The following is a 16,762-nucleotide window of genomic DNA, read 5'->3' as shown; positions in this document are numbered from 1 at the left end:
TTCTATGGTGGAGATGACGGGTGTCGAACCCGTGTCCGAAAGTAGCTCCGTCTAGCTTTCTACGAGCGTAGTCTGCATATTAAATTTCGCTTTCTAGAACACCTACAGACGGGTAACTAGATTGCTAGCTTCATAAATTCCGTTCTTAGCTCAAAGCTTTGCTAAGCTCGGTTCCCCACTTATAATGACACCAGGATCCTAGACCGTGGGCAATCTAGGGCTGATGAACAGCTATATTAAGCTGCTAATGCAAAATTGTCTTCTGCGTTTATCTTTAATGCATACTTTATTATCGAGGCACCATGCTTCCCTCGGCCCGCTTACCAAACCTCACTTACCCCCGTCGAAGCCAAAACATCCCCATGTTAGGTAAATTTGATTTTGCAAAACGCTTATATTCAATTTTGTTTTATGAACTAATTATATAGCACATATTCTTCACTGTCAACTTACCTACATGCTGAAACTAATTCATATTAAGCCAAAAGATTTTAATATTTTTTAAACTTACCTTAAATACACTATTTTTTCAAAATTTCATTTAATAACTTAACAGCTTCATATTTATTTTCTGATATCATATATCCTATTATATTTAAAAAACATATTTTCATATTTTACATAAATTGTATTTTAATAATAAAATACACACCACCTAGCAAAAATTTCACTAAAGGGTGTGCACAAATACTAAAAATATAATAAAGTAGCTCTGTTGTACATATTAGTTATTCAATAACCTAACTTTATTAAACCATAGCCAATTCATTAAAAATATTATTTAAGTCCAAGTTTTTTTCTTTTACTTATTATATGAGCTTCTATAGCCTTTGCTGCTTCAAACGGATCATCTCCTAAAGCTACCTTACCACCTGTTAACCCCTCAACATCTTCTGTAAGAAGTTTTACTAATTTAGGAGCACCAGTAACAAATGGAGTAGGAGATAAATGTGTATATGCTCCATATGCTACTGCAAATATACCATCTATAGTAGCTTTTTGTTCCATCCATTCTGGAGCAGTAACTGCTATAGGAAGGTCTGGAATATCAACATGAAGATGATCTGCTAAGGCCGTAACAAGCATTGATATTCTACCTGTATCAGTACAAGTACCAAAGCTTAATACAGGAGGTATTTTAAGCATATTACATATTTCCTTTAAACCTTCTCCTGCATATTTTTCTACAGAATCTAAGTTGCATAATCCTGCTACTTCAAGAGCGTGATTACCACAACCTCCGGCCACTACTAATATATCTCTTTTTATTAATTCTTTTGTTATATTAACTGTATTCCAATCTTGAGGACCGTTTCTCAAAGTGGAACAGTTTGCAAGTGCAACGACACCTTTTATTTTGCCTGCTGCAATTACATCAACTAATGGATCAATTTTACCTCCAAGAGCACTTAAAACAGCTTCTGTTGAAAATCCTGATATAGCTTTTGTAACATGTTTAGGTACCATAGGTTCAATTTTACCATATCTTTTCTTAAAGTTATCTATTGCTATCTTAATTAAACTATCTGACATTTCATCAGCCTTTTCTGGATAATATGGAATCTTATGTTCAGCACCAGGTACACCTATTATTGTACTTATACTAACTAATGCTATTTGATATTTTTCAGCATATTGATCTATAGCTGGAGGTGAACAGTTTTCGTCCATAGCGATTGCATCTACTGTACCAGTAGCTAAGAGTGGTTCTATAGCTAGCCAATTGCCCATAAGACCAACGAATACATCATCAACTTCGTATCTTTGTAGTAATTCTTGACCTGTTTCAATAGAACCAACTACTCTAATCCCTTTAGCACCTGCCGCTATAGCTTCATCTTTATATTCACCTTTTCTAAGTTTTTCTATTGTAATTGCCCCTATCCAAGGTTGATGTCCATTAAATACTATATTTACATAGTCAGGATCCATTATACCTAAGTCAACATTAACTTCATGAGGCATAGGAGTTCCAAATAAAATATCTTGCACCATTTCAAGTCCTATTTGTGCTGTATATATTGTAGATAATCCTAATCTAAGAGCTTTTGTAGCAAGTGATACATAATCTCCGTCAACATTTGTTAAACAGCTTGCAATTGAGTTTTGAACTTCATGCTCAATACCAGAAGGATAAATATGAAGCTTTCTCCATACTGATTTTCTTTTTTGTGGAGCAAAGGCTTCCGTCATTATACTAGATTGATCAGGACTAACATTCATCTCTTTATCAAGAAAATCGGCTAATTGAACAGCAAGTTTATTAATATCTTGATTAGCATCTATTCCTACTTTTTCACACATCCATTTTAGTTTAGTTTCATCTTTTATTTTAAATGGAGATTTACCTTCACCAGTAGATCTAAGTGTTCTAAAAGCTTCAAATGCATGATGTGCATATGTAGCTGCACCCATTATATTTCTCATAAGAAAATTTCTCATAGCCATGGCATCTGCTCCGATACCACAAACTCCCTTATCAGCTCCTGTTTTTTCATTAATTCTACAAGGACCTTGTGTACATAATTGACAACTTAATCCTTCAAGACAGAATTTACATCTTATTTTTTCTTGTGGTTCCCATCTTGAAAATACACTTGAAAGTCCATCAGTTTGTATTCTCTTTAACATCTCTTCAACAGAGTCATGGTAACTCACGCGACCTTCTAATTTTTCTCTAATTGTTTCCCTCATATTTTATATTAATCTCCCTTCTATACTTAAATATTACTTCTATAAATTAATATCATTTAATATTATTTGCCTATTTTTTAATATTATTTATATTTCTTTTTACTATATAAAAGAGTCTTTTTAATATCTCTATAAGTACCTATTCTTAACATAATAATAAATTTTTCACTTAATTTCCCATGAATTAAACATTCATTAATGCAAATAATACATTTGAAGGTAAGGAGGTAATTGAGATGAAAGATGAAAATGGAAATCCTATAGGTGTGTTAGCTCATATACTAAAAACCAATGTAACTGAGTCTAGTGACGCAGATATGATAACTTCTCTTAATAAAGATTTAGATAATATTAAAATTAATGATAGATTTTCAAATGAGGAAATATTATCTTATATTAATCCAAGAGTACAAACAAATAAACAAACTACATTAGCAGGTGCAGTTGATCCTTCACATGATTATGACAAAAAATAAGATAGGCATACAGCCTATCTTATTACATATCTAATTATTGAATTATGCTTACATTTAATAATATTATCTTATCCTATAAAGTTATATAATCTGCTGATACGTATCCATATCCGTTCTTATACTTTATTTTGTGCCATCCCTTTGATGTTGATACTATTTCAACTTTAGCTCCTCTTGATAAACTTCCTATTATTTTATTCTTTGTTGAAGCTCCATTTCTTACATTTAATGCACTTGCTTTAACTTTTCCAGTTTTAGTGCTTGTACTCGGAGTGTTTGTTGATGGTTTATTTGTGCTTGATGAATTATTTACACTTACATAATCAGCTGATATATATCCATAACCATTCTTATACTTTATTTTGTGCCACCCATTTGATGTTGACACTATCTCAACAGTTGCTCCCTTTGATAAGCTTCCTATTACTTTATTTTTTGTTGAAGCTCCATTTCTTACATTTAGTGCACTTGCTGTTACTTTTCCAGTTTTAGTGCTTGTACTTGGAGTATTTGTTGATGGTTTATTTGTGTTTGATGAATTATTGGAATTTACAGTAACGTAATCTGCTGATACATATCCGTAACTATTCTTATATTTTATTTTGTGCCATCCATTTGATGTTGATACTATCTCAACAGTTGCTCCCTTTGATAAGCTTCCTATTACTTTATTTTTTGTTGAAGCTCCATTTCTTACATTTAATGCACTTGCTGTTACTTTTCCTATCTTTGTAGTTTCTGGTTTTACTTCAGGTTTAGTATCTGGCTTTTCTTCCGGTTTAACTTCTGGCTTACTTGGCGTTGAATTTATAGTAACATATTCTGCTGATACATACCCAAAACCATTTTTATATTTTATTTTGTGCCATCCATTTGATGTTGATACTATTTCAACAGTTGAACCCTTTGATAAACTTCCTATTACTGAATGTTTTGTTGAAGCTCCACTTCTTACATTTAATGCACTTGCTGTTACTTTTCCTGTCTTTGTAGTTTCTGGTTTTACTTCAGGTTTAGTATCTGGCTTTTCTTCTGGTTTAACTTCTGGCTTAGTATCCGGTTTTTCTTCTGGCTTATCTGTATTACCATTTAATTTAATATTATCTTTTAAATACTTTTCAATTCCATCTGCAATTGATGTAGCTAACTTTTCTTGATATTCATCAGTTTTTAATTTACTTGATTCTGCTTTATTTGATATAAATCCAGCTTCAAATAATGATGAAGGCATATTAGTTTCTCTAAGTACAGCGAAATTTGCAGACTTAACTCCTCTATTTACTGCGCCTGTTGATTTAATTGCATTATTTTGTATATTATCACTTAAAGGCTTGTACTGAGTTTTATCTCTATGGTGATATGTTTCTATTCCATTTGCACTTTCTTGGTCAAATGAGTTTATATGGTTAGATACAAATACATCTGGAGCATATTCATTTGCAAGTTCTGATCTTTCTTCTAATGAAAGATATACATCAGATGTTCTACTCATTCTTACTTCTATACCCTTAGCTTCTAATTTTTTTTGAATTCTTAGTGCAATTTGAAGATTTAATTCATCTTCATATACCCCATTTCCATAAGCTCCGTTATCATGTCCACCATGACCTGCATCTATAAATACTTTATAATGATCTCTATCTACCGTATTTGATTTTGGTGCTGAATAAGTACTTGAACTATTTTTAGGTACATATATTTCAAATACATGAACCTTATCCCCTATTTTCTTAGTTAAATAAACAGTCCCTGAATTTTTAGGAGTTACAACTCCTTTATCATTTATAGTTACTGTATTACTATTAGACATCTCCCAATCCGGATATTTAGATAAATCTAATGATTCTCCTTTTCTTAAAGATATACCATTTTCAACAATAACCTCTTTTTGATTATACTTACTTATTGCTGATAAAAATTCTTGTTCAGTAGCTGCACTTGCATTTGCAGCTGTTCCACCAGCAAACAATGGAGCTATAGATATAGCTGCCATAAGTAATGTAGTTTTAACTATTGTATTTAATTTCCTTCTATTCATACCTTGTAATTTCTCCCCTTTAATCCCAATATATATATTCATTATTAATTAATTATTTATTCTTTATTTGTTAACATTTATCATTATAAGATAAATTTATCTATGATTCAACGATATATTGGATATTATAGGTATATATGTAGCAATATATTTAAATTTGTAATAAAACTACACAATATTAAATTTATATATTTCCTAAATAACTTTTATCTTAATTAACTAAAAAGCTACTAGAATATATTAAATTCTAGTAGCTTTTTATATAATTATTCTTTTGTACTTTTCTCTGAATTTTTAATTAAATTATCAAGTCCAGCTCCAACACCTACCCCTATAGTAATCCAAACTCCAATTTGATTAAGTAGGATTCCTATAAGTAAGCCTGCCATCATTCCAACTATTATTAAGCTTCCAAAACTTTTCTTAAGACTTAATAAAAATTTATTTTCAGATACATTCATTTAATTTTTTCCTGTTTTTTATTGTTTCTTCCTCCTAACACACTCTCTAGAAGCACTCCTATTGAAGCACCAATACAAAGTCCTGCATCCACTTCAATATCTTGAAATATAAATCCACTTAACATTCCAATTATAGCTCCTATAGCTATTAAGATTCCAAAACTATTCTTAAGGTTAGATACACTATTGACTATTGACTCTCCCATCTATATTCTCCTTAAGTTATCGTTACATATATATTATATAATTAATATATTCACTCTATGCCAAAGCTCTCTTCATTGAAGTACTAACTATCTTAAATAACATACATCCTGCAATTAAATTTATAGCTACTGCTGGAATTACTACTGCCATAAATAAAGCTTCAAATCCTGCTGGTAATCCAACTAATATACTAGCTGAACCTAAGAAGGTCACACCACTTATTAAAGTACCAATTGGGAATATAATTGCACTTTGAGTCAATCTTCTCTTACTTTCTGACATATCTTTTAGCATCTTAATCTTATTCATAGCAAACATCATAATAAATATAAGATTTACAGTAACTATTTTATCTATCATATTAGGAACTTGTCCTCCAGGGAATTTAGTAGTCATAGCTGTAAATACTCCTGTTATAATTCCTGCAATTAATGAAGTCTTATAATCTGCATTATTTATAATCATTATTATAAATAGCATAACAAGTGCAAAGTCAGGTTGCATTGGCAATCCAAGTGCTGGTGTAATTTGATGAAGTATAGCTCCTATTCCAAGTAATAATGCATTAATTATCATTTTTTTAGTATTTCCATTTCTATTCATAATTTTCTCTCCTTCTAATTTAAAATAATTATTTATTTGCCACTCTCCTAGAATTTCATCATTTCATAACACTTTGATCACCACCTTTACATATCTCTATCTTAGAATCTTTTAAATTCTTAAGTATTAATTTTAGACAAATAAAAAACCGTCCTATGCTAAAAACATAGGACGGATTATAAACTTTCCGCGTTGCCACCTAAATTGTGTTTAAAATTTATGTAATAAATTAAACACCACCTCAAATTCAAGTACTAACATACTCTATCCGCTATAAGGTGCAGCCCACCATAAATGCTACTCTCTAAAAATTAGATTTCGTTTTATTCCTCCAAGGTCCATTCACTAAATCTCTTCTTGCTAAGATCTCACCATCCCTAGCTCTCTTTAACGAAGCTTAACTTACCTACTCTTCCTTATCAATAGATTATCTTTATTTAATTTTCTTATACTATATATTATCAGATTTATAGTTTTTTGCAACTATTTTTTTAAATTTTCGCATAATTTATTATTCCTAATATAGATTCATAATAGAATGTTACATAATCATAATGCTCCCCACTTTCCATTTCTCTCTTAACATCAAGAACCATAGGCACATTATCTGTTATTATGTTATCTACTCCTAAATAGATCATCTTTTCTGCTTCTTCTCTATCATTTATAGTAAATACATGCACTCCTTTTCCAAGTGCATGAAGTCCATAAACGGTCTTTGCATCTACAAGAGAATATTCTAAACTAAAGAAATCTACATTTAACTTTTCAAAATCTCCTACTGCTGCAAGTACAATATATCCAACCTCTATATTAGGATTAAGTTTTTTCATTTCCTGCAATGCTTTAAAGTTAGATGATGATATTACAACATCATGTTCCATACCATTTTCTACAATTAATTTATTTACATTTTGAACCAACGGGTCATCGTTACCCTTTGGCTTAAGCTCAATATTCAACTTAATCTTTCCCTTAGATTCTTTTAGTACTTTATCTAATGTTGGAATAGGTTCTCCCTTGTATTTACTTGAAAAGAATGATCCATTATCAAGCTGCTCAATTTCTTTTAGAGTTAATTGTCTAGGTGTTTTATTAACTCCAGCTGTTCTTTTAAAAGTGCCATCATGAAGAAGTATGGTTTGATTATCCTTTGTGGTCTGAACATCTATTTCAGCATAATTAGCTCCTTGTTTTTCTGCTTCCTTTATTGCTGATAATGTGTTTTCTGGAGCAACTTCACTTGCCCCTCTATGAGCTGTTATTTGAACTTTATCATTTATTACTTTATTAAACACTGTCCTATATCCTATAAACCCACTATATCCTATAAAGCATAGTATAAGTATTGCTACAAATATTTTTGATCCTTTTCTTGATATTTTATATAAAATATTATTTTTATAATCCTCATAGGATTTAAACTCTCTCTCATCCTCCACTATATCATCTCTAAGTGCATAATAAAGTTCTACTAAGAATGAAACAAATAATGGAGTTATTAAAAGTGATACTACTATGAAACCTATGTAAAATAATACTAATAAAATCCCTAACAATATCTTACTTTCAATAGAGTTTGGTGAAAATATATATCCACCAATTCCGATTCCAGCTCCTAAAAATATACTTATTGCAATTGAAATGAGTATAACAAAAACAACTTCCCATAAAATTACTCCTTTTAAAAGAGTCCATTTATTTTTCTTGTATATTCTATTACTTTTACTTACAGCTTCTTTTCCTTTTACCTTTTCTATTACAACTATTGGAATAGCTAATATCCATCTAAGTAATAATACTACTACCACAACCGCTATTAATCCAAGTAAAACCTTTCCTAAAAGTGTCTTTGAAAGTTCTATTGTTATAAAAGGTGGTATAGAATAGTCTCTAATTAAAGAACTACAAAGTCCAACTCCAGTTAATGGCCCAATTACCCCTGTGATCAGAATAAGTGGTATTAATCCAATATTAAATGTATCTTTTAATACTCCGAATACATTAAAGATCCCATCTATAATCTTAATCTTTTTTCCTCTATGTGATTCTGCTCCTATATATGTTAAGGCACCAATCTCTATAAATATCATACAAAAAGCTAATATTAACAATATGGCTATACATATAATTCCTTCAGGACTAAGTCCAAATGTTATAAAATCTTTATTTGTAAGATTAGCCATTCCATCTGTCTTTATAAAGTATTTGAATATTAGAAATATTATTGGCCCAAATATAAATGCAGTTAAAATTCTATAGCACATTTCAAAATATGTACATGCGAAGAAATTAAACTTAAAGTTTTTATATGTATTTTTAATAAGAGATAGCATTACTATCTTTTGCTTTTCTCTGCTGTTTTTCATATTTTCTCCCCCAATCTCTAAGTTTATTATCCTACTAAACAACAAAAAAAGCTATTAGAGGATTGTAAACTTATTCTCTAATAGCTATTATATCTATTTATTTATAAAATTAATCAGATGTTCTTGCAAGCCATATAGCTGCAATAACTATTAATAGTCCTCCAAGTAGTTGAAGTCCTGTTAATGTTTCTCCATAAACTATATAAGCAAATAAACTTCCAAGAACTGGTTCTAATGCAACTAATACTGATGCAACACCTGTTTCTATATAATCTGTAGCTTTTACATATGATATGTTAGCTATAAATGTACTTAATATACCAATTGATAATATGTTAAGTATTACAAACATAGGTGATGAATTTGTAGTTATAGCAGTATTTACTCCAGTAAAGTTTGTAAAGAATGCTAAAGCTATTGTACTAAATATAAATCCATAGATTAGCATACTATCCTTTGAGTACTTTCCATCAAAAAATCTTGGTATTACAAGTTGAAGAGCAAATAATACTCCTGTTGAAAGTCCAACTAATAATCCAACTATATCAAGATTTTCAAATCCAACTCCAAATATATTTGAAATTAAAAGACATCCTATTATTGCAAGAGCAATTACAGTTGCTTTTTTTGAAGTTATCTTTTCTTTAAAGAATATAGCATTAAAAATTGTTACCCATATTGGATTAGTAAACATAAGAACTGTTGCAACTGCAATTGGAACTCTCTCTACTGCAATATTAAATGTTGTAAATGATAATCCAAATGTTACGATACCATATATACCACTAATTATAATTCCTTTTAAATCAACCCTAAAGGCTTTTTTATTAAAAATAAATAAGAATATACCAAAGCCAATTGCTGCAATTAAACATCTAAAGAATGATATACTCATTGAATCAATTCCTGCATTTCCTAGAGTTCTACTAGTTACACCCATCATTCCCCAGAATAATGTTGCAATTAATACAAGAGTGATTCCTTTTTTCTTGTTGTTCATGTAATTCTTCCTTTCATAATAAAGTATGTTTATATTTTGTGCTAAGGTTTACATTAACCCTTTACTATTCTACTATAAATTCTTATTTTTTTCTAAGATTGCTATCATTATTTACATTTTAGTCATATTTACCGTTAATAACTAAGAAAAATCCCTCTACCCATAACCAGACCGTGATGTTATAGATAGAAGGATTTCTAAGGTTTGTTATTCTTTGTATAACTGGATTTTAAGCTATACACAAATGAAGTTAATGTGGTATATACTTATTATCTCTAATTTTCACTTAAATATTCATCAATTGCTTTTGCAGCATCTTTTCCTGCACCCATGGCAAGTATTACTGTTGCAGCTCCTGTTACTGCATCACCACCAGCATATACGCCTTCCTTAGTTGTTTTGCCTGAATGTTCTTCTGCTACTATACATTTTCTTTTATTTATTTCAAGGCTTTCTGTTGTAGCTGAAATAAGTGGATTTGGCGTAGTACCTAAAGACATTATTACTGTATCTACATCCATTATAAATTCTGAACCTTCAATTTCAACTGGTCTTCTTCTTCCTGACTCATCAGCTTCTAAAAGTTTCATCTTAACGCATTTCATTCCCTTAACCCATCCATTTTCATCTGTTAAAATTTCTGTAGGATTAGTTAAAATATCAAATATTATACCTTCTTCTTTTGCGTGATGAACTTCTTCAACTCTTGCTGGAAGCTCTGCTTCACTTCTTCTATATACTATATGAGTTTCAGCTCCAAGTCTAAGGGCTGTTCTTGCAGCATCCATAGCAACATTTCCGCCTCCTACAACAGCAACTTTATTTCCAGTTCTAACTGGAGTTTTATAATCATCTTTAAATGCTTTCATTAAATTAACTCTTGTTAAGAATTCATTTGCTGAGCATACTCCATTCGCATTTTCTCCCTTTATTCCCATGAATCTTGGAAGTCCCGCACCTGATCCTATAAATACAGCTTTAAAGTCTTCATTTTCTAATAACTCATCAATAGTTATAGTCCTACCAATGATTACATTAGTTTCTACTTTAACTCCTAATTTCTTAATATTCTCAATTTCACTCTTAACTACAGTATCTTTTGGAAGTCTAAATTCTGGTATACCATAGACTAAAACTCCCCCTGTTTCATGAAGAGCTTCAAATATAGTTACATCATAACCTTTTTTAGCTAAATCTCCAGCACAAGTAAGTCCAGCAGGTCCACTTCCTATTACTGCAACCTTTATATTTTTATCCGCTTCTTTTTCTGAAAGATCTACATTATGTTCGCGACCCCAGTCAGCTACAAATCTTTCAAGCTTACCAATTGAAACTGGATCTCCCTTTACCCCAAGTACACATTTACCTTCACATTGACTTTCTTGTGGACATACTCTTCCACAAACAGCTGGAAGAGCACTATATTTTGAAATAACTTTAACTGCTTCTTCAAAATTTTCTTCAGCTACCTCTTTAACAAATCCTGGTATATCTATAGATACAGGACATCCTGTAACACATCTTGGATTCTTACATTGAAGGCATCTCTTAGCTTCTTTAACTGCTTCTTCCTCATTATATCCTAAACATACTTCATTAAAGTTTCTAGCTCTTTCTTTAGGATCTTGCTCTCTAACTGGAACTCTCTTCATTCTATCTTCCATATTCATTATTCTTCACCTCCGCAATGTCCACATCCACCATGATGAGTATCCCCTTCTTTTTCCTTAAGGATAGCTCTTCCTTCTTCTGTCTTATACATATTTTGTCTTCTCATAGCTTCATCAAAATTTATTAAGTGTCCATCAAATTCTGGACCATCAACGCAAGCAAACTTTACTTCATCTCCAACAGTTACTCTACATGCTCCACACATGCCAGTACCATCTACCATAATAGGATTTAAGCTAACTATTGTAGGAATATTTAATTCTTTAGTTAACATGCACATAAATTTCATCATTATCATAGGTCCTATGACAATTGCTTCATCATAATGCTTTCCTTCTTCTTTAACTAAATGATTTAACATATCAGTAACTCTTCCATTAAATCCATAAGATCCATCATCTGTTGCAACGTAAAGATTCTTAGCTACCTCTTTCATTTCATCTTCTAAGATTAAAAGATCCTTAGTTCTACTTCCTATTATTACATCAACATCTATACCATGCTCTTTCATCCATTTAACTTGTGGATATATAGGTGCTGCCCCAACACCACCAGCTATAAATATTAATTTTTTATTCTTAAGCTTTTCTAAATCTTCTGCAACGAATTCACTTGGTTTTCCAAGAGGTCCCACAAAATCTTTTATGTAATCCCCCACTTCATATTTTGCTAATTCCTTAGTTCCTTGTCCAACTGTTTGAAATACTATGCTTACAGTTCCTTTTTCTTTATTGAAATCTGCAATTGTTAATGGTATTCTCTCACCTTTTTCATCATTTTTAATTATTATAAACTGCCCTGGCTTTGCTGATTTTGCTACTCTCTTCGCTTCTATATCCATTAAGTATATGTTATTTGTAAGTTCTCTCTTTGAAACTATCTTATACATGTTAGCCCTACTCCTTTTAATATATTTTGCCTATTTAACTTACTAAAAGCTCCCATCAAAAGTCTTTCTGGGAGCTTTTAGATATTTTTATATTTTTTAAATTAAAAGTCTACTTCTTCTCCATAGAATGATGCTTTATATATCTTTTCTATTTCTTCTGGAACTACTTTTCTTGGATTAGTTACTGTGCAAGCATCTGCAACTGCATTTTCAGCCATGAAAGCTAAGTTAGCTAAGAACTCTGCTTCATCTACTCCATATTCCTTAAATGTAGCTGGTATATTTAATTCTTTATTTAAATCTCTTATTAATTTAACTAATGACTTTGTTAATTCTTTATCATTTTTTCCTTCTAAATTTAACATTTTAGCTATTTTAGCGTATCTTTCTCCGCATACAGCAGCATTAAATTCTATTACTGAAGGAAGCATTATAGCATTTGCACATCCATGAGGTACATGGAACACACCACCGATTTTATGAGCCATTGAATGAACTATTCCAAGAGAAACATTACTAAATGCCATCCCTGCTAAACATTGGGCATCATGCATTTCTGCTCTTGCATGTTTATCTCCATCATATGATTTTTTAATATTATCTCTAACCATTTCAATCGCTTTTAAAGCTAATGGATCTGTAAAATTATCTGCTATTGTTGAAACATACGCTTCCATTGCATGTGTCATAGCATCCATTCCTGTATGTGCAACTAATTTTTGTGGCATTGTTTCTGCAAGATCTGGATCTACTATTGCTATATCTGGAGTTATATTAAAATCAGCTAAAGGATATTTAATTTTAGCTTCATAATCAGTTATAACTGAAAAAGCAGTTACTTCTGTAGCTGTTCCGCTAGTTGACGCTATAGCTATAAATTTAGCTTTCTTTCTTAATTTAGGTAATCCAAATGGAACTATCGCTTCTTTAAAGGTAAAATCTGGGTACTCATAGAATATCCACATAGCCTTCGCTGCATCTATTGGTGAACCTCCACCTAATCCAATTATCCAATCTGGCTCAAAGCTTCTCATAGCTTCTGCACCTTTCATTACAGTCTCAACTGATGGATCAGATTCAACTCCATCAAATACCATAACTTCAAGTCCTGCAGCCTTTAAGTTGTCCTCAATTTTTTGTAAGAAACCAAATCTTCTCATTGAGCCTCCACCCATTACTATAATTGCCTTCTTACCTTCAATTTCTTTTAATACATCAATTGAACCTTTTCCATGATAAATATCTCTTGGTAATGTAAAACGTGCCATAACCAAACTCCTCCTAAACACACTATATTTATAAATAATTTAAATTGTTTTCATTTACGTTATTATATATTAGCAATTACCATGCCAATGTTATAAATTTAACGATTTTCTCACAACCACGTCATTTTTTTAACAATCTTTGATTTTTACAAATAATCCACATGTACTATTTTACTACACATTTTTATATTTTATGTTAGATTTTAGGACATCGTTAGATTTTAGGACACTTAATATATATTATATTTATCAAGCTTATAATATAAAGTATTTCTACTTATACCAAGAGCCTTTGCAGTTTTACTCATATTATAATCATTACATTTAATAGCCTTTTCAATTAATGTTTTTTCTATATCTTTTATATTAAAATCATTTCCTATTTCTATATATATACCATCCTTTGATGAAGTATTATATTCTACACCCCCTGTTGCAATTTCTTTTTCTATATCACAACCTTTAGAATCTTCATCTATATTTCCAACAAACTTATATGATATATCTCCATCTAGATTAACTATATTTTCAATACAATTTTCAAGCTCTCTAATATTTCCCGGCCACGAATAATTAATTAATTTATTATAAAGCTTAGCATTTATCTTTGGAACTTCTTTATTTAATTTAAATGCTTTTACTCTTAAGAAATGCTCAATAAGTTTTTCTACATCTCCTTTTCTATCTCTAAGAGGTGGAAGATTTATAGGAATAACACTTAACCTATAAAATAAGTCTTCTCTAAATTTTCCATTTCTAACCTCTTCTTTCAAATCCTTATTAGTAGCCGCAATTATTCTAACATCTATAGGTATCTCTTTGTCACTACCTACTCTACTAATTCTACTTTCTTGGATAACTCTAAGAAGATGTACTTGCATTTCAAGAGGCATTTCTCCAATTTCATCTAAGAATATTGTTCCTCCATTAGCTAATTCAAATTTGCCTATCTTTCCACCCTTTTTAGCTCCTGTAAATGCTCCTTCTTCATATCCAAATAATTCACTTTCAATTAAATTTTTAGGAATAGCTCCACAGTTTATAGCAACAAATCTATGATCTCTTCTATAACTAAAATTATGTATAGCTTGTGCCAATACCTCTTTACCAGTTCCACTTTCTCCTTCTATTAAAATAGTAGATGGGCTATTAGCTACTACTTTACAATTAGTTATAACATTTAATATTGCATCACTAGATCCTAATATATCATCAAAGGTTTTATACGCACCTGAAGATTTATTCTCTTTATTTTCTTTTTCTTTACTCATAATGATTACAGAACCTATGATTTTATCCTCTAATCTTATAGGCTTTACTGTTATTAATATTCTATTGCTTGTATCATTTAAAAACTTTATCTCTTTCATATATGTATTATAATTATTCTTTTTAAAACTTAAATTAATATTTTTCCATCCAGGTATTATGCTTTCAACCTTTTTATTTAATAAATCTAAAGATTTTAACCCAATAACTTCACAAGCAAGTTCATTAACATTATTTATACATCCATCAGAATCTAAAGTTATTATTCCTTTATCTACGTTATTTATAACACTTCCTACATAATTATAAGCTTCTTTAAGAACTTCATTTATATGTAGTCTTACTAATTCATTCTCTATAGCTTTAACTCCAAATAAAACTAATCCTAATGAGTGAGGATGTTTATTCTCCCATTCTGATGTTAAATTTAATGTCCCTATTATTTTGCCACCTTTTCCATGTATAGGCGCAGCTGAGCATGTAAGTCTTTTAAAAATATCTATATAATGCTCATCTGCGGTTACTTGAACTGCTCTATCTTCTTCTATTGCAACTGCCATAGCATTCGTTCCAATACTTTTCTCACCCATATACATTCCTACAATTATATTTAACTTTGCATATTCTTTTACTACATTTTCTTTTCCACTTATGTGTAATATACAACCATCTTTATCTGTAAGCACTATTATAAACTTCTCATCTTTAAGAACATCTTTGAACATATTCATATATATCTTTGCTATTTTTATAAGCTCTACATTTTCTTCTAATACTATTTTTAATTCGCTATTCTTAATACTTCTTTTAGGTCCTTTATTATTTTCCTTTATTCCATATTCTCTACTTCTCTTGTGAGAACTCATTATTGTATTTTTATTATCAATCTCCATATAAAATTCCCCCTGCTACAACGTCTCGTTTTAGAAAAAAAATCCTTCTTTACTATTATAATACTAAATTTCTTGAATTCTAATTTATTTATCAAAGTTTACAAATTGGATTTACAATTTTGATTTAACTACTAAATTAGTATAATAAAAACATCATAACAAAACATGTTATAAACTAGTTTAAACTTTTAACTATCAATTAATTAAATATATAATATTAAGCGTAATAAAAAGAGTACTCCAATTTAATTAGAATACTCTCTTTATTAATATCTATTTCTATTTTTAAGTTCTCTTTGCATTTCTCTATTATGAGCTTTTTCTAGTAATGAATTTCTCTTATCATAGTCTTTCTTACCCTTACAAACTCCAAGTGCAACTTTAACTCTTCCATTCTTAAGATAAAGAGATAAAGGTATAAGCGTAAGTCCCTCTCTAGATACAAGTCCTGCAAGTCTTCCTATTTGTTCTTTATGAAGAAGAAGCTTTCTATCTCTTAATGGATCTACATTAAATATATTTCCTTGCTCATAAGGACTTACATGCATTCCTCTAATAAATATTTCACCAGTTCTAACTTCAGCATAACATTCTTTAAGATTTGCTCTACCATTTCTTATAGATTTAACTTCTGTTCCAACTAATTCTAAGCCAGCTTCAATTGTTTCTTCTATAAAATAATCATGTCTCGCTTTTCTATTCTCTGCTAAAGTATTTGAGTTTTTCTTTCTTACCATCTTTTTCACCTACTTTTTATTTACCACTATATAACTTAATAAAATTATATTATATATTGAGCCTATTAGCAATTATATATAAAAAGTGTATCGCTATATATTTTTTATATATTCTTTAACTAAATGAAGCTATCATTTATAATTACCCTTCCAGATAACTCAATGATAGCTTCCTTTTTAATTTATT

13 protein-coding genes, 1 other RNA gene and 1 other annotated feature are annotated in these 16,762 nt (G+C 30.2%); of the genes, 1 reads left to right on the top strand and 13 read right to left on the bottom strand.

Annotated elements, in window-relative coordinates; genetic code table 11:
- Window positions 1-5: 5 nt before the first annotated feature.
- Both ssrA and cooS read right to left on the bottom strand, forming a co-directional pair.
- Window positions 6-362: a transfer-messenger RNA gene (gene ssrA, locus JOC62_RS08810) on the bottom strand.
- 415 nt (window positions 363-777) lie between these two features.
- Window positions 778-2,694: an anaerobic carbon-monoxide dehydrogenase catalytic subunit gene (gene cooS, locus JOC62_RS08805; protein ID WP_204594897.1), complete on the bottom strand. Its 1,917-nt coding sequence runs from the start codon at window positions 2,692-2,694 to the stop codon at window positions 778-780.
- A gap of 236 nt (window positions 2,695-2,930) precedes the next feature.
- Here cooS and JOC62_RS08800 point away from each other — a divergent pair, with 236 nt between their 5' ends.
- Window positions 2,931-3,170 carry a hypothetical protein gene (locus JOC62_RS08800; RefSeq protein ID WP_204594896.1) on the top strand — a complete coding sequence of 80 codons (240 nt, stop codon included), beginning with the start codon at window positions 2,931-2,933 and terminating at the stop codon, window positions 3,168-3,170.
- A 73-nt stretch (window positions 3,171-3,243) separates the two neighbouring features.
- On the opposite strand, the gene JOC62_RS08795 is transcribed toward JOC62_RS08800, so the two are convergent.
- The 11 genes from JOC62_RS08795 to smpB all read right to left on the bottom strand — a co-directional run bounded on the left by JOC62_RS08795 (window position 3,244) and on the right by smpB (window position 16,575).
- Window positions 3,244-5,208: an N-acetylmuramoyl-L-alanine amidase gene (locus JOC62_RS08795; RefSeq protein WP_204594895.1), complete on the bottom strand. Its 1,965-nt coding sequence runs from the start codon at window positions 5,206-5,208 to the stop codon at window positions 3,244-3,246.
- Between the two features lie 266 nt (window positions 5,209-5,474).
- Window positions 5,475-5,669, bottom strand: a complete 195-nt coding sequence (locus JOC62_RS08790) for a hypothetical protein (RefSeq protein WP_204594894.1) — start codon at window positions 5,667-5,669, stop codon at window positions 5,475-5,477.
- Window positions 5,666-5,875 carry a hypothetical protein gene (locus tag JOC62_RS08785; RefSeq protein WP_204594893.1) on the bottom strand — a complete coding sequence of 70 codons (210 nt, stop codon included), beginning with the start codon at window positions 5,873-5,875 and terminating at the stop codon, window positions 5,666-5,668. The genes JOC62_RS08790 and JOC62_RS08785 overlap by 4 nt, the downstream gene beginning before the upstream one ends.
- Before the next feature lie 55 nt (window positions 5,876-5,930).
- Window positions 5,931-6,479, bottom strand: coding sequence for a tryptophan transporter (locus JOC62_RS08780; protein ID WP_204594892.1), 549 nt, complete (start codon window positions 6,477-6,479; stop codon window positions 5,931-5,933).
- A 164-nt stretch (window positions 6,480-6,643) separates the two neighbouring features.
- Window positions 6,644-6,911, bottom strand: a binding site (T-box leader).
- Window positions 6,912-6,970: 59 nt separating this feature from the next.
- A complete protein-coding gene (locus JOC62_RS08775; protein ID WP_204594891.1) occupies window positions 6,971-8,848 on the bottom strand; it encodes a glycerophosphodiester phosphodiesterase in 1,878 nt (625 codons plus the stop codon).
- Window positions 8,849-8,957: 109 nt separating this feature from the next.
- Window positions 8,958-9,848, bottom strand: a complete 891-nt coding sequence (locus JOC62_RS08770) for a DMT family transporter (protein ID WP_204594890.1) — start codon at window positions 9,846-9,848, stop codon at window positions 8,958-8,960.
- Between the two features lie 275 nt (window positions 9,849-10,123).
- On the bottom strand, window positions 10,124-11,518 hold the full coding sequence (gene gltA, locus JOC62_RS08765) for an NADPH-dependent glutamate synthase (protein ID WP_204594889.1): 1,395 nt from the start codon (window positions 11,516-11,518) through the stop codon (window positions 10,124-10,126).
- On the bottom strand, window positions 11,518-12,408 hold the full coding sequence (locus JOC62_RS08760) for a sulfide/dihydroorotate dehydrogenase-like FAD/NAD-binding protein (protein ID WP_204594888.1): 891 nt from the start codon (window positions 12,406-12,408) through the stop codon (window positions 11,518-11,520). The genes gltA and JOC62_RS08760 overlap by 1 nt, the downstream gene beginning before the upstream one ends.
- Before the next feature lie 101 nt (window positions 12,409-12,509).
- On the bottom strand, window positions 12,510-13,676 hold the full coding sequence (locus JOC62_RS08755) for an iron-containing alcohol dehydrogenase (RefSeq protein WP_204594887.1): 1,167 nt from the start codon (window positions 13,674-13,676) through the stop codon (window positions 12,510-12,512).
- A gap of 230 nt (window positions 13,677-13,906) precedes the next feature.
- Window positions 13,907-15,838, bottom strand: coding sequence for a sigma-54-dependent Fis family transcriptional regulator (locus JOC62_RS08750; RefSeq protein ID WP_204594886.1), 1,932 nt, complete (start codon window positions 15,836-15,838; stop codon window positions 13,907-13,909).
- Window positions 15,839-16,104: 266 nt separating this feature from the next.
- Window positions 16,105-16,575 (bottom strand): SsrA-binding protein SmpB, encoded by a 471-nt coding sequence (smpB, locus tag JOC62_RS08745; RefSeq protein ID WP_204594885.1) that lies wholly within the window; start codon window positions 16,573-16,575, stop codon window positions 16,105-16,107.
- Between the last annotated feature and the right edge of the window lie 187 nt (window positions 16,576-16,762).

Origin of the sequence: Clostridium sardiniense (assembly GCF_016907995.1) — a bacterium.
Lineage (GTDB): Bacteria > Bacillota > Clostridia > Clostridiales > Clostridiaceae > Clostridium > Clostridium sardiniense.
The sequence above is the reverse complement of the archived record's forward strand: the minus strand, read 5'-3'. Positions and strand labels throughout refer to the sequence as shown.

Coding starts and splice junctions, on each gene's coding strand:
- cooS (WP_204594897.1), bottom strand. CDS start 2,694: ATGAGGGAAACAATTAGAGAAAAATTAGAAGGTCGCGTGAGTTACCAT.
- JOC62_RS08800 (WP_204594896.1), top strand. CDS start 2,931: ATGAAAGATGAAAATGGAAATCCTATAGGTGTGTTAGCTCATATACTA.
- JOC62_RS08795 (WP_204594895.1), bottom strand. CDS start 5,208: ATGAATAGAAGGAAATTAAATACAATAGTTAAAACTACATTACTTATG.
- JOC62_RS08790 (WP_204594894.1), bottom strand. CDS start 5,669: ATGAATGTATCTGAAAATAAATTTTTATTAAGTCTTAAGAAAAGTTTT.
- JOC62_RS08785 (WP_204594893.1), bottom strand. CDS start 5,875: ATGGGAGAGTCAATAGTCAATAGTGTATCTAACCTTAAGAATAGTTTT.
- JOC62_RS08780 (WP_204594892.1), bottom strand. CDS start 6,479: ATGAATAGAAATGGAAATACTAAAAAAATGATAATTAATGCATTATTA.
- JOC62_RS08775 (WP_204594891.1), bottom strand. CDS start 8,848: ATGAAAAACAGCAGAGAAAAGCAAAAGATAGTAATGCTATCTCTTATT.
- JOC62_RS08770 (WP_204594890.1), bottom strand. CDS start 9,848: ATGAACAACAAGAAAAAAGGAATCACTCTTGTATTAATTGCAACATTA.
- gltA (WP_204594889.1), bottom strand. CDS start 11,518: ATGAATATGGAAGATAGAATGAAGAGAGTTCCAGTTAGAGAGCAAGAT.
- JOC62_RS08760 (WP_204594888.1), bottom strand. CDS start 12,408: ATGTATAAGATAGTTTCAAAGAGAGAACTTACAAATAACATATACTTA.
- JOC62_RS08755 (WP_204594887.1), bottom strand. CDS start 13,676: ATGGCACGTTTTACATTACCAAGAGATATTTATCATGGAAAAGGTTCA.
- JOC62_RS08750 (WP_204594886.1), bottom strand. CDS start 15,838: ATGGAGATTGATAATAAAAATACAATAATGAGTTCTCACAAGAGAAGT.
- smpB (WP_204594885.1), bottom strand. CDS start 16,575: ATGGTAAGAAAGAAAAACTCAAATACTTTAGCAGAGAATAGAAAAGCG.